Below are 12,884 nucleotides of genomic sequence, written 5' to 3'. Positions count from 1 at the left end.
ATCCTGGGCCCGGCCAACAAAGCCTAGCGCATCAGTCCGCCGATCAGATTGCGGACAAAGCGCCCGGCCATCGGACCGGCCAGGTCCGTCGCGATCGAGCCTGCGCCCGAGGTCGCCGCATTGCGCACCGGGCTGGAGCGCGACTGCCTGCCGGTGAGTTTGGCCGCCAGCACTGTCGCGACCGATCCCGCAACTGCGCCCGTGGCGCGGCCCATCGCCTTGTCCCAGATGCTGGTCGATTTACGCTCGCGCTTGGCGACTTCCGCTTCGCCCTGCGCCGCGACTTCTTTGGCGGTTTCGGCCGCATCGGCAGCCTTTTGGGTCAGCACTTCGGCGGCGCTTTCGCGGTCCACCGACGTGTCATACTTGCCTTCGACCGGCGAAATTGACTGGATAATCGCGCGTTCTTTCGGGGTCAGCGGCCCGAGCCGCGAGCGCGGCGGTTTGATCAGGGTGCGCTGGACGACCGAAGGCGCCCCGTCTTCCATCAGCGTCGAGACAAGCGCTTCACCGACGCGCAATTCGGTAATTGCCTCTGCGACGTCCAGATCGGGATTGATCCGGAATGTGTCCGCCGCCGCGCGGATGGCTTTCTGGTCCTTGGGTGTAAACGCGCGCAAGGCGTGCTGGACGCGGTTACCCAACTGTCCGGCAATTTCTTCGGGAATATCGATCGGGTTTTGCGTGACAAAGTACACACCGACGCCTTTGGACCGGATCAGACGGACAACTTGCTCGATTTTGTCTTCCAACGCTTTGGGCGCATCATCGAACAGCAGATGTGCCTCGTCGAAAAAGAACACCAGCTTGGGCTTTTCCGGGTCGCCAACTTCGGGCAGCGTCTCGAACAGTTCGGCCAGCAGCCACAGCAGGAAAGTGGCATAAAGCTTTGGGCTGCGCATCAGCTTGTCCGCCGCCAGAATGTTTATCATCCCGCGGCCCTGATCATCAGTCTGGATAAAATCGTTTATTTCCAGCGCCGGTTCGCCAAAAAACCTGTCCGCGCCCTGGCTTTCGAAGCTGAGCAACTGGCGCTGGATCGCCCCGACGCTTTGTTTGCTGACATTGCCGTATTGCGACGATAATTCGCCCGCGTTCTGGGCCGCGTAAGCCAGCATGGATTGCAGATCGGCGAAGTCCAGCAGCAGCAATCCGTTCTCGTCCGCATAGCGGAAGACGATTTGGAGAACGCCCTCCTGCGTTTCATTGAGATCAAGCAGGCGTGACAGCAGCAGTGGACCCATCTCGCTGACAGTCGTGCGGACAGGATGCCCCTGTTCGCCAAACAGATCCCAGAAAATCACCGGATTATCGGAATAGGTATAGTCGGCCATGCCCAGTTCTTTCGCGCGCGCTTCCAGTTTGTCCGCGTGTTTGAAGGTTGGTGAGCCGGGCATGGCCACACCCGACAAATCGCCTTTTACGTCTGCGACAAATACCGGAACGCCCTGCGCGGAGAAACTTTCGGCCATCCCCTGCAAGGTTACCGTCTTGCCCGTGCCGGTTGCCCCGGCAACCAGTCCGTGCCGGTTGGCACGCGACATGGCGAGTGACTGGCGTTCGCCATTTGCTGCCAGCCCAAGGAAAATATCGCTCATCAGTTCAGTCTCCGCAAATCGCCCGACAGTCACTGCTTGCCAGCGCCCAAACGGTCAAGGCCTCGACTTGGCCGCAGCACTGGTTATGGGGGGAAGCGATGGCGATAAGCGAACCCTTCGTGTTGCTCGATGATGCGCGCACCCAAGATGCCGCGGAAGCGCAATTGTTTCGCTCGCCGGTGCAGATGTTCGTCGCATACCGCGCTCACGAGGTGGCCCCAGTTCTGGCAGAGGCAGAGCAGGTCCGCTCTCAAACCGGGCATACGCTGGCGGGCTATATCGCTTATGAGGCGGGACTTGCGCTGGAGGCAAAGCTGGCGCCGCTAGCGGCGGCCAGAACCGGCGCGAACGGTCCGCTGGTCTGGCTGGGCCTGTTTGAAAGCTGCGAAAAATTTGCTCCCGCCGCAGTGCCTGAATGGCTGGCCGCGCATGGCAGCGGGAAACCGGCGCATATCGGCCCGCTGAAACCGGGCATTTCCTGCGGCGATTATGCCCGCGCATTCGACCGGATGCAGGACGCGATTTGTTCGGGCGATATCTATCAGGCCAATCTGACATTTCCGCTGGGCGGAACCTATCGCGGCGACCCGCTGGATTTATATGCCGCCATCCGCCCCCACGCAGCCGCCGGCTATGGCGGGATCGTGTTTGACGGATCGCACTGGCTGCTCAGCCTGTCGCCAGAACTGTTCGTGTCGCTGCGGGACGGGGAAGCCAAGGCCAAGCCGATGAAAGGCACGCGTCCGCGCGGGCAGACTGCAGCGGAAGATTCAGCCTATGCCGGCGAGCTCGCCGTATCGGTGAAAGATCGCGCCGAAAATCTGATGATTGTCGATCTGCTGCGCAACGATCTGTCGCGCGTTGCCCGCACCGGCACAGTGACGGTGGAAGATGCTTTTTCGGTCGAAACCTACCCCACCGTGCATCAGATGGTCACGACGGTGAAGGCGCGGTTGGCTGAAGGCCGCACGGCAGCCGACATGATCCGCGCATTGTTCCCGTGCGGATCGATAACCGGCGCGCCGAAAATCCGTGCGATGGAATTGATAAATGATACCGAAAGCGATCCGCGCGGGCCCTATTGCGGCGCGATCGGCAGGATTGACGGATCGGGCGATGCCGCCTTCAATGTTGCAATCCGCACAGTGCACCTTACGCCTGACGAAAATGGCAGCGGGCGCGCGGTAATGGGTGTTGGTTCCGCCATTGTCGCAGATTCGCAGTGCCTGCCCGAATGGCGGGAATGTCTGTTGAAAGGAGGGTTCGTGCAAAAGGGTGACGCTGCCGGGTTCGACCTGTTCGAAACGATGCATTTCGATCCTGAAACAGGCATTGCCCTGCTCGAACTTCATCTCGAGCGTCTTAAAGCGAGCGCTGCCGAGCTTGGCTTCGCGTTCGACCGTCATGCGATGCGCAACCAGATCCAGGCGCTGTGTTTCGATCTGTCGGATGCCGCGAAACTGCGGCTGGCTTTGGCGCGGAGCGGGGCGACGGCACTGGAAGTGTCCCCCGTGCCATGCACAATCGAAGGCGCCATGAAATGCGCGGTCCTGCCGTTGCCGATTGATGAAGGCGATCTGCGGCTGAGGCACAAGACAACCGACCGCTGGTTCTACGACGATGCGTTGGCCGCCGCGCGCGGCGCCGGGGCGGACGAGGCGCTGTTGATGCGCGACGACGGATTGCTGACCGAGGGCAGTTATACGTCAATCTTTGTCGAGCGAGCCGGCGTCCTGCTTACCCCTCCCCTGTCGCTGGGCCTTTTGCCCGGTGTCCTGCGCCGTTCATTGATCGACAGCGGCAAAGCCAGAGAATCGGAATTGACCATTAGCGACCTTGAAGACGGATTTTTCATCGGCAATGCCCTGCGCGGCTTGCTGCCTGCCCGGCTGCTGACATGAGCCGCTTTCCCATCCTGTTCGAGGACGGCGAAGCGCTGGTCATCGACAAGCCTGCAGGGATGCCGGTTGATCGGCCCAAGCGCGGCGGCACTTCGCTTGAAGACCATCTCGAAGATCTGAAACTCAATTTTCACCGCCCGCCGTGGATCGTGCACCGGCTTGATCAGGATACGTCGGGATGCCTTTTGTTGGCCCGCAATCCCAAGGCAGTGAAACGGTTTGCACAGGCCTTCCAGAACCGTCTGGTCGAAAAACGGTATGTCGGGATTGTTGCGGGAACGCTGGCGGAAGAAGCAGGCACTATCGACCTGGCTCTGAGCAAAGTCAGCACAAAAGAAGAAGGCTGGCGGATGATTGCTGACTTGGCTGGCAAACCCTCGGTCACGCATTGGCGCAAATTGTCGGAAAGCGGCGGTAATACGCTGGTCGAATTCCGGCCGGAAACCGGCCGCACGCACCAGATCCGGATCCATGCGCTGGCCGGGCTTGGCAGCCCGCTGCTGGGCGATCCCGTTTATGGCGACGGCGGCACTGCACCGCGCACGATGCTTCATGGCTCCAGCATCACGATGACGCGCGACAACAAGCCGCCGATTGCCGCGACATCGCCGATGCCGGACGATTTTCGTGCACTCGGTTTTGCCGATGGGTGAGATCGCCGACCGCGCGCTGGAACACATGCAGGAAAGCTTCATCGCCTCCAGCGGTCCCGGCGGGCAGAATGTGAACAAGGTGGCGACAGCGGTGCAATTGCGGCTGGATGTGTTTGGTTTGCGGCTGGACCCGCCCACCTTCAACCGGCTGAAAGAACTGGCCGGAAGCCGGATGAATTCAAAGGGTGAAGTGCTGATTACGGCACGCTCGCACCGCACGCAGGAAGCGAATCGGACGGATGCACGCGAACGGATGCTAGCCCTGCTGGCGCAGGCACAGGATCATCCGGCCAAGCGCAAAAAGAGCCGGGTCAACCGGATTGGCAAGGAAAAGCGTATAAAAGCAAAGAAGAACCGCGGCGCAATCAAGGCTGGCCGCGGCAAGGTCGATTGGTAGCAGGCGCTTTCCCGCCTGTTCTCAATGCTTGACTTGTCGCCGCGCTTACGCCATTTGCGCGCGGTCTTGGGCGGTGCTGCGCGCGCCGCCCGATTTATTTTTCGCCCCATGTGGGCCAGCATAAATTTAGGAAACCGCGATGGCGAAGTCCGCAACCATTAAGATCAAGCTCGTCAGCACCGCTGATACCGGGTTTTATTACACCACGTATAAAAACCCGCGGAACATCACCGAAAAGATGTCCTTTCGCAAATATGATCCCGTCGTGCGCAAGCATGTCGAATTCAAAGAAGCGAAAATCAAGTAATTCTCCTGAACGGCGGGAACGCACCCGGTTCAGTGACAGTTCAAGGCTTCGACCCTAAATCACGGAGCATGAACAGTTTGACCAGAATTTTTTCGAAGCCGCTTTATGCCGCCATGTTCGGCATGACGGCAATTGCCGCGCCCGCAGCCCTGCTGATCCCGGCACAACCGGTTTCCGCATACGCGGCCGGTGACCTCGACAAAGCGGTTACCGCCTTGCGGGGTATCTCTACATTGCAGGCCGATTTTACGCAGACCGACCGCCGCGGACAAACCATCGGCGGCGTGTTGACGCTCAAGCGCCCGGGCAGGATTCGCTTCCAGTATGACAAGGGTATACCCCTGCTCGTCGTGTCGAACGGAAAATCGCTGACGCTGGTCGATTATGAAGTGAAGCAGGTCCAGCGCTGGCCGATCCAAAACTCGCCGCTGGGCGCCCTGCTTGACCCCAATCGCGATGTAAAAAAATACGGCAAGCTCAAGGCGACGGGCAACCCCGATGTCATCAGTGTCGAGGTGAAAGATCCCAAGAAACCTGAATTCGGCGTCATCACGCTGCTGTTCGTTAAAAAGGCAAAGGCGCCCGGCGGTCTGGAACTGGTAAGCTGGGTCGCGCTCGATTCGCAGAACCAGCGCACCACGGTCCGTTTGCGCAACCATCGTTACGGGATGTCGGTTTCGGACCGGGCATTCACCTTTACTGACCCGCGCACGTCGTCTCGTCGCAACTGACGAACGGGCAAGCGATACACCGTTTGCCGCGCGGGGCAGAATACCGAAGCTGTTCATTCCCCCGAAAGACCGCATCGAATATTATTATCTCACAAGGCGGGTTGAGTCGGGTTCCCCCCTGTTACCCTCTCAATGATACCCACCTTGTGACAGCGTGACGAACGCTAGAAGGAACTCCTGTCCCAATGCCCCCGGGACAGGGGTTTTTTTGTGCGCGCAACGCACCTAAAGCTGGCAGTATGATCTCAGTTGCATCCTGGAATATCAATTCGGTCCGCCTGCGTATGCCGATTGTGGCGCGTTTCCTTGCTCAGGAGGCGCCCGATGTGCTGTGTTTGCAGGAAATAAAGACAGTCGAGGAAACCTTCCCGTTCGATGCATTCAATGATCTGGGTTATACCTATCACGCTGTGCACGGGCAAAAAGGTTATCACGGCGTCGCCACCGTCAGCCGCATTCCGCTGAAAGAATATTCGCGTCATGACTGGCAGGACAATGGCGAGGCGCGCCATGTCGGGGTGGAACTGACCGGGCCCGGCAAAGGCACCGTGATCGAAAACGTCTATGTGCCTGCAGGCGGCGATATTCCCGATCGTGACCAAAATGCGAAATTCGGCCAAAAGCTCGATTTTCTCCAGCGCATGACCGACTGGGCAGGTGTGATCGACAAACCGACGCTGATCGTGGGCGATTTCAATATCGCACCGCTTCCCAGCGATGTCTGGGGCCATAAGGAACTGCTCAAGGTGGTCAGCCACACGCCGTTGGAGGTTGAAACCTTGCAGCGGTTCAAAGACGCACATGGCTGGGTCGATATCGGCCGCGAGCACATTCGCGATCCGGAACGGTATTTCAGCTGGTGGTCATACCGTTCGAAGGATTGGCGCGTGAATGACCGTGGCCGCAGGCTCGATCATATGTGGGCCAGTCCGGATCTGGCGGCGAAGGCGACCGGCCACCGCGTGCGCGAAGATTGCCGCGACTGGGAAAAGCCGTCCGACCATGTCCCGCTCATCACCGAGTTCGATCTCTGACGGGGCGCGGCCCCTCTCCGTCACGGCGGGTTGCGCAGGCAATCGACGCGCTGCGGCATGGCTGGCCGATAATGGTTGATGGCGGGCCTGTTCTGCTGCCGGTTGAAACCGGTATCGCGGGGGATGCGCGTTCTGGCGCTTTGCTGATTTCCTGCGCCAGAGCCATCACGCTGAAACTGGCAAACCAGCGCGAGGCCGCGCAGCCGCATTCGCCCGTGCTGATTTGCGGGCCGGAGAAATTCACTCTGGCTGCGGCCCGCGCTATCGCCGATCCCGCGATGGATTTGACCGCTCCGCTCAAAGGACCCTTTCTGGCAGAGACGCTGGACTGGCGCGAACAGGCCGAAACCGCTTTGGAACTGGCCCGTGTGGCCGGGATATTGCCGGCATTCATGGTTGATCCCGATAATCCGGGCGAACCGCAGCCGGTTTGCGTTTCCGATCTGGCTGCATGGGCCGACAGTCATAACCTCACGATTGCGACACGCGCAAAATTGCCGGTGGCAGCCAGCGACGACGCGCAAATCGTCGCATTCCGCAGCGCCGACGACACCCGCGAGCATGTGGCGCTGATCATCGGCGCGCAAAATTCGGATAAGGTACCTCTGGTCCGGCTGCATTCCGAATGCCTGACCGGCGACATCCTCGGCAGCCTCAAATGCGACTGCGGGCCGCAGCTTGATGCGGCGCTCGCAGCGATGGCGGACGAGGCGGCCAAGGGCGGCTGGGGTGTGCTGCTATATATGCGCCAGGAAGGCCGCGGCATCGGCCTCGTAAACAAATTGCGCGCCTATCGCTTGCAGGACCAGGGCTTCGACACAGTCGATGCCAACCAGCGTCTGGGGCTGCCCGACGAATCTCGCGATTTTGCCACGGCCGCAAAAATGCTGGAGTTACTGGGTGTGCGCGAGGTGCAGTTGATGACCAACAATCCGCGCAAGGTTGCCGCGCTCGAACAGGCGGGCGTCACCATCAGCCGGCGGGTCGCGCACGAACTGCCCGCCAATCCGCATAATGTCCGCTATCTTGCAACCAAGCGTGACCGGTCGGGACACTTGCTGAAATGACCGCCATCACGATAAGGCCAGAACAGGCTGGCGATGAGAACGTGATCCACGATCTCACCAAAGCGGCATTTGCGAAGATGGAGTTCAGCGATGGTGACGAGCCTGCACTGGTTGGCCAGTTGCGCGATGATGGCGATCTGACGCTGTCTCTGGTCGCTTTGGATGCCGATGGGATAGTGGGTCACATCGCCTTTTCCCCCGTGACCATCAGCGACGGATCGCGCGGCTGGTACGGACTGGGTCCGGTTTCAGTCACGCCGGAACTGCAACGGCAGGGAACCGGGTCGGCGCTGATCGAGCGCGGGATTGCCGATCTGCGGGCGTTTGGCGCGCGGGGGATTATCCTGTTGGGCAGCCCGCTGTATTATTCACGGTTCGGCTTCGAACATGATCCGAAACTGCAATATCCCGGACCGCCGGCAGAATATTTCCAGCGGCTTGTGCTAGCAGGTTCAGAACCGCGCGGTGTCGCTTCTTTCGCGCCTGCGTTTGGCTAGAGCTTGCGCGCGATGGCTTCGCCCATCCGCACCGTATCTAGCGGCCCAAGATCATCACGCCAGGCGATTTTGCCCGCCTCGAACAGCAATATGACAGTCGAACCAAGCAGAAAGCGGCCCATTTCATCGCCGGCGGCAAACTGGTGCTCACCTTCTGCAAATGCGGAATGGATGATTTTTTTGCCGTGCGGCTGGATCAACCCCGACCAGACAGTCTCCACGCTGGCGACGATCATCGCGCCGACCATTATGCTGGCAACCCGCCCCGATCCGGTGCCGAAGATAGCCGCCATGCGCTCGTTGCGTGAAAACAGGCGATCCACGCCCTCGGCGGTGGCGGTGTTGACCGAAAACAGGTCTCCGGGGATATAAATCGATCGCTCAAGCGCGCCCGCGACGGGCATATGGACACGGTGATAATCGCTTGGCGAAAGATAGATGGTGATGAACGAACCACCCTCGAATTGCCCGGCCAGATCCTTATCGCCTCCAAGCAGTTCAGCGGCGCTGAAATCCTGTCCCTTCGCCTGAACAATTCGTCCGCCGCGAATTTCCCCAAGCTGGCTGACCGCGCCATCCGCAGGGCAGACAATGTGCTCTGCCGCATCGCCAAGCGGTCGCACGCCCGGTTTCAAAGCGCGGGTGAAGAAATCGTTGAAGGAACGATAGTGGGATGCAGGGCGCTGCGCCTCGTCCATCGGGACTTTGTAAAATTCGATAAAGCGCCGGATCAACAAATCCTTCAGCCACGGCAATTCGCTGCTGGCGAGCGTGCCCGCACCGCGTGAAAGCAGATGTTGCGGCACCGCGTGCTGCAACCATATAAACGGATTGATCGACATAGCGTGATTATTGCCTTTTTCGGTTCGGCGCATCAGCGCAGCTGGCTGTCCTTGCTTCCGCGGCGGTTGAACGCGCTGTGACGGACTGTTTGATCGCGGTCCGACTGGCACGCCACGCAAGTGGTCACACCGGGCAAGGCAATACGCCGTTTTTCAGGAATGTCATCGCCGCAATCGCCGCAAAATTGCGCACTCTCGCCGCCGGGTGTCGGGGCGGGCAATCGGGAACGCGCAGCTTTGACCGCGTCGTTTACAGTGTCGTCTATCTGATCCTGAACGGCGCCGTCGCGCGCCCATCCGCCTGCCATGAATGCTTCCTTTGCCGGTTTAACGGGCAGGAAAGCCGCTCGTTCCGGCTTAGCGTTTTTCGAACCGCTCCAACCCGCTGCCAAGCCTGTTATCGTCGATGGCAAGACTGTCGCCCGACCAATCGGCGACAAATATCGTGCTGCGCTGTACGCCTGGTGCAAGCCGTGCGTCATTACCCGCGATCAGCAAACCGTTCGAACTGTTGGCCCGGTCTTCCGGGGCAACCGATATGAATGCGGAATAGTTTTCCTTGCTTTGCCCCTGCACAAACCAGTTATTCGTGATTTGCCCTGTTGCGCCATCGGGCAGGTCGATCATGTAATTGGTTTCACGGCCACCCGTATCGTCAAAGCTGGAAGATGCCACATCGATCCGTCCGGCGCGGCTTTTCAGATAATGTCCGCCACGCCCTTCTTCGAAGCGGCTGCGTGTGACGCGCACATGGGCAATCTCGCCAGCATAGATCGAATGTGCGCAGCCACCCGAAAATTCGCACGTACCAAGCCGCGTAAAGGTGCTTTTGTCCACCACCAGCCGCGCGCCGCCATCATGCGCGGTCAGAATGCCCTGCTGGCTGTCCTTGAACCAGCTCTGGACAACCGTGAGATTACCTTTTTCCAGCCGGATGCCCGATCCATTGCCGTCTGGCACGGCCATATTCTGGAAAATCACGCCCGATATGGTCGCATCGCTGCCCCGCAGCACAAGCGCGGCCTTGCCTTCGCAGGTCACGCTATCGAACACAGCCTTGCCCGGCTGCGATGCCAGATACGAGACGGTTCCGCCGGTCTGCACCGCACAATCGCGGTGGACGCCTGAACCGATGGAAATCGAACCCGTGCCTGATCCGATTGCATCGACCGCCTGCTGGAGCCGGGCAAAGGTTTGTCCGGTCTCCACCACTGTGTAACTCGCCCCCGACTGGGCGAGCGATGCCCCGGCGGGAATTGCGGGAATTGCGGCAATGGCAGCAAAGCCAAGCACCATGTGCCAAAGCGGGTTTTTGCGCGCCGGTGGCTGTCCGGCGGAGGTGACGGGATAGGCAGGTTTGTCCATCCCATCCGCATAGGAGCAAAGGGTTAATGGCCAGCTAAAACTGCTCTTCGCCGGTCAATCCCTGTCGCCGGAGTGCCACCGCCAACCGCCGCGCGTGCGCGCCCTGGCGACCAACAGAAACCCGATCGTGGCCGGTATCATCACTGCGCCCGCGATCCATGGGCCATATTCAGGCTCCCATTCCGCCAGCAAACCGCAGCCGACTGCCAAAAGGATAAACAGGCCGATCAATGCCCAACCCTGCCAGGCAATCGGCAGACCTGATCCGTAACCAATGCGCTTGGGCGCGAACCAATACCCTTCTTCGAAGAACTTATGCAGCATCAGTCGCCTGCCCGAACGGAGAATATAAAGTCTGCAACCGCACCCACGACAGCTGGCGAAATCGGAAGGTCGGGATTGCTGTAACTTGCCAGATTTGCAGCGGGCGTTTCCCCTTCAAAGGTTTTCAGCAGATGGTTCACCCCGGGGAGTATTACGAGCTTGCTGTCGGGCCGGGCAGAATGCAGCGCCCGAGCATCGGCAAGCGCCACCTGAATATCCGCTTCGCCGTGGATGATCAGCAATGGAAGGTCACTCGCCGCAGCAAGAGCGGCAGGGTCGCGTGACATTGCATCGATCAGGAACCCCTGGATCGGCGGCGCGAACAGGCCGGCCAGCGCAGGATGCATCGCCGATACATCCACCCGCTCGCCATTCTCTAGCGATGTTATCGCCGCCATCGCGTCTGGCAGAAGCGGGCCGTTGGCCGGGTTCGCACTCAACTGCTCGCGCAGGATGGTACCCAAGGGCCGGCCCATCGATGCCAGCAGAATGACACCGCAGATATTGCCGGGCTGCTGCGCCGCTGCCAGCGCAACCAGACCGCCCTCGCTATGCCCGGCCAGCCAGACGCATTCGGCGCCGGTGACGCTGCGAATTGCAGTCTTCCAGGTTGCGACATCGGTCGCATAATCGCCGATCGTTACGTCATTGGCGTCGGGTACGGCCGCCGCGCTGCCGAACATTCCGCGTTTGTCGATTCTCACGCTGCCGATACCGCGGGCCGCCAGACCCTCGGCCAGCAGCCGGTAAGACGATGCGGCCACGCCAAGCGGATTGTTGCCATCACGGTCGGTCGGGCCGGAACCGGGTATGATCAACACCACCGGCTGGCCAGGCTCTGCCGCTACAAGCGTGCCTGCAAGACCGCCCTGCGGACCGATTGCGGTGATCGGCCCCGATACAGCCTTTGCGGGCAGGACGGGCCGGTCCTGCGCCTGCATTGTCGCGCAGCCGCCGACGAGCAGCGCTGCTGCACAAATACCGGTTTTCAATCCATACATCTGGTTTCTCCTCAACTTTCGAGCGCCGGACGCCCGCGTTTTGGCGGCTTTGATTTTGCGGGCCGGATCCCGCGCTTCGCCAACGCCTCGCGCAGCAACATTTCGATCTGCGCATTGGAGGAACGCAGTTCCGCAGCCGCCAGTCGCTCGACCGCGGCGTGAACCGCCGGATCGAGCCGCAGCGCAAAGGCCTTTTTGCCTGTTGTTGCTGGCGGAGACTTGGGCATCGATCTTCCAGCCTGACCTACTGATACAGTGTGCCGGCATTGACCACCGGATGCGCTTCCTTGTCGCCGCACAGCACGACCATCAGGTTCGAAACCATCGCCGCCTTGCGTTCGTCATCCAGTTCCACGATGCCATCCTCGCCCAGTTTGACCAGTGCCATTTCCACCATACTGACCGCGCCCATAACGAGCTTGGTCCGCGCGGCAATTACCGCTTCGGCCTGCTGGCGGCGAAGCATCGCACCCGCGATTTCCGGCGCATAAGCGAGGTGCGTCAGGCCTACCTCATCGACTTCGATACCTGCGACATCCAGCCTGTCGTTCAATTCCTCGCGCAGCTCCTTGTTCACCACTTCAGGGTGTGCGCGCAGCGTGATTTCATCATCTTCAATGTCATCATAAGCGTAACGCGCGCCGACCGCGCGGATTGCAGCCTCGATCTGGACGTGGATGAATTCCTTGTAATCATCGACATCGAAAGTGGCCTGCGCCGTATCGTCCACGCGCCAGACAACGTTGCTGGCGATTTCTATCGGATTGCCGCGCAGATCGTTAACTTTCAGCCGTTCGGAAATGATGTTGTTGACCCGCGCAGACACTTTCTTGCGCATCATCCACGGCCAGACCCAGCGCAGCCCCTCCGTCCGGTCAGTTCCGGCATAGGCCCCGAACAGAGTGATAACAGCGGCCTGATTGGGCTGGATCATGTAAAAGCCGGCGGACACCAGCAGAAGTACAGTGATCGATCCGATCAAGCTCAGCGCAAACAGGATTTTGGCACCTTTGGCCGCGCCATCCGCAGGGAAGCCGCTGCTGACAATCAGGAAACCGATAATCGTGACCGCCAGCAAAACCAACAGCATCACATAGCCATTCTTGCCATTTGCCGGCCGTTCGCGGCTGACATTCATTTTACCCGGTTCGTTGGCCATATCGCACA

16 protein-coding genes are annotated in these 12,884 nt (G+C 60.1%); 8 read left to right on the top strand and 8 right to left on the bottom strand.

Going from position 1 to position 12,884, the window contains the following annotated elements:
* Nucleotides 1-23: 23 nt before the first annotated feature.
* The gene (locus WFP06_RS01425) at nucleotides 24-1,598 is read right to left on the bottom strand and encodes a helicase HerA-like domain-containing protein (protein WP_336985479.1); all 1,575 of its coding nucleotides are present in this window, start codon (nucleotides 1,596-1,598) and stop codon (nucleotides 24-26) included.
* Between the two features lie 98 nt (nucleotides 1,599-1,696).
* Here WFP06_RS01425 and pabB point away from each other — a divergent pair, with 98 nt between their 5' ends.
* The 8 genes from pabB to WFP06_RS01385 all read left to right on the top strand — a co-directional run bounded on the left by pabB (nucleotide 1,697) and on the right by WFP06_RS01385 (nucleotide 8,185).
* Nucleotides 1,697-3,499 carry an aminodeoxychorismate synthase component I gene (pabB, locus tag WFP06_RS01420; RefSeq protein WP_336985478.1) on the top strand — a complete coding sequence of 601 codons (1,803 nt, stop codon included), beginning with the start codon at nucleotides 1,697-1,699 and terminating at the stop codon, nucleotides 3,497-3,499.
* Complete coding sequence (locus WFP06_RS01415; RefSeq protein WP_336985477.1) at nucleotides 3,496-4,152, top strand: RluA family pseudouridine synthase; 657 nt, start codon at nucleotides 3,496-3,498, stop codon at nucleotides 4,150-4,152. The genes pabB and WFP06_RS01415 overlap by 4 nt, the downstream gene beginning before the upstream one ends.
* The gene (arfB, locus tag WFP06_RS01410) at nucleotides 4,145-4,549 is read left to right on the top strand and encodes an alternative ribosome rescue aminoacyl-tRNA hydrolase ArfB (protein ID WP_336985476.1); all 405 of its coding nucleotides are present in this window, start codon (nucleotides 4,145-4,147) and stop codon (nucleotides 4,547-4,549) included. The genes WFP06_RS01415 and arfB overlap by 8 nt, the downstream gene beginning before the upstream one ends.
* A 139-nt stretch (nucleotides 4,550-4,688) precedes the next feature.
* The gene (gene rpmG / locus WFP06_RS01405; RefSeq protein WP_114520995.1) at nucleotides 4,689-4,856 is read left to right on the top strand and encodes a 50S ribosomal protein L33; all 168 of its coding nucleotides are present in this window, start codon (nucleotides 4,689-4,691) and stop codon (nucleotides 4,854-4,856) included.
* Nucleotides 4,857-4,924: 68 nt separating this feature from the next.
* Nucleotides 4,925-5,587 (top strand): LolA family protein, encoded by a 663-nt coding sequence (locus WFP06_RS01400; protein ID WP_336985475.1) that lies wholly within the window; start codon nucleotides 4,925-4,927, stop codon nucleotides 5,585-5,587.
* Between the two features lie 239 nt (nucleotides 5,588-5,826).
* Entirely contained in the window at nucleotides 5,827-6,621 is a 795-nt protein-coding gene (locus WFP06_RS01395; protein WP_336985474.1) for an exodeoxyribonuclease III, read from the top strand.
* A gap of 71 nt (nucleotides 6,622-6,692) precedes the next feature.
* Entirely contained in the window at nucleotides 6,693-7,688 is a 996-nt protein-coding gene (gene ribA / locus WFP06_RS01390; protein WP_336985473.1) for a GTP cyclohydrolase II, read from the top strand.
* On the top strand, nucleotides 7,685-8,185 hold the full coding sequence (locus WFP06_RS01385; protein ID WP_336985472.1) for a GNAT family N-acetyltransferase: 501 nt from the start codon (nucleotides 7,685-7,687) through the stop codon (nucleotides 8,183-8,185). Before ribA ends, WFP06_RS01385 begins: the two co-directional genes overlap by 4 nt.
* Here WFP06_RS01385 and asd read toward each other — a convergent pair.
* The 7 genes from asd to WFP06_RS01350 form a co-directional block, all read right to left on the bottom strand.
* On the bottom strand, nucleotides 8,182-9,060 hold the full coding sequence (gene asd / locus WFP06_RS01380; RefSeq protein WP_336985471.1) for an archaetidylserine decarboxylase: 879 nt from the start codon (nucleotides 9,058-9,060) through the stop codon (nucleotides 8,182-8,184). The genes WFP06_RS01385 and asd overlap by 4 nt on opposite strands.
* Nucleotides 9,060-9,335, bottom strand: coding sequence for a DksA/TraR family C4-type zinc finger protein (locus tag WFP06_RS01375; protein ID WP_336985470.1), 276 nt, complete (start codon nucleotides 9,333-9,335; stop codon nucleotides 9,060-9,062). The genes asd and WFP06_RS01375 overlap by 1 nt, the downstream gene beginning before the upstream one ends.
* 49 nt (nucleotides 9,336-9,384) lie before the next feature.
* Complete coding sequence (locus WFP06_RS01370) at nucleotides 9,385-10,323, bottom strand: right-handed parallel beta-helix repeat-containing protein (RefSeq protein WP_336987595.1); 939 nt, start codon at nucleotides 10,321-10,323, stop codon at nucleotides 9,385-9,387.
* A gap of 123 nt (nucleotides 10,324-10,446) precedes the next feature.
* Nucleotides 10,447-10,716 carry a hypothetical protein gene (locus WFP06_RS01365; protein WP_336985469.1) on the bottom strand — a complete coding sequence of 90 codons (270 nt, stop codon included), beginning with the start codon at nucleotides 10,714-10,716 and terminating at the stop codon, nucleotides 10,447-10,449.
* Entirely contained in the window at nucleotides 10,716-11,717 is a 1,002-nt protein-coding gene (locus WFP06_RS01360; RefSeq protein WP_336985468.1) for an alpha/beta hydrolase, read from the bottom strand. The genes WFP06_RS01365 and WFP06_RS01360 overlap by 1 nt, the downstream gene beginning before the upstream one ends.
* A gap of 11 nt (nucleotides 11,718-11,728) precedes the next feature.
* Nucleotides 11,729-11,944: a type II toxin-antitoxin system antitoxin gene (locus tag WFP06_RS01355; protein WP_336985467.1), complete on the bottom strand. Its 216-nt coding sequence runs from the start codon at nucleotides 11,942-11,944 to the stop codon at nucleotides 11,729-11,731.
* A 17-nt stretch (nucleotides 11,945-11,961) separates the two neighbouring features.
* Nucleotides 11,962-12,876, bottom strand: a complete 915-nt coding sequence (locus WFP06_RS01350) for an SPFH domain-containing protein (protein ID WP_336985466.1) — start codon at nucleotides 12,874-12,876, stop codon at nucleotides 11,962-11,964.
* Nucleotides 12,877-12,884: the final 8 nt, after the last annotated feature.

The sequence above is a fragment of the Altererythrobacter aquiaggeris genome (genome assembly GCF_037154015.1).
Lineage (GTDB): Bacteria > Pseudomonadota > Alphaproteobacteria > Sphingomonadales > Sphingomonadaceae > Aestuarierythrobacter > Aestuarierythrobacter aquiaggeris.
This window is presented reverse-complemented; position numbering and strand designations above follow the sequence as displayed.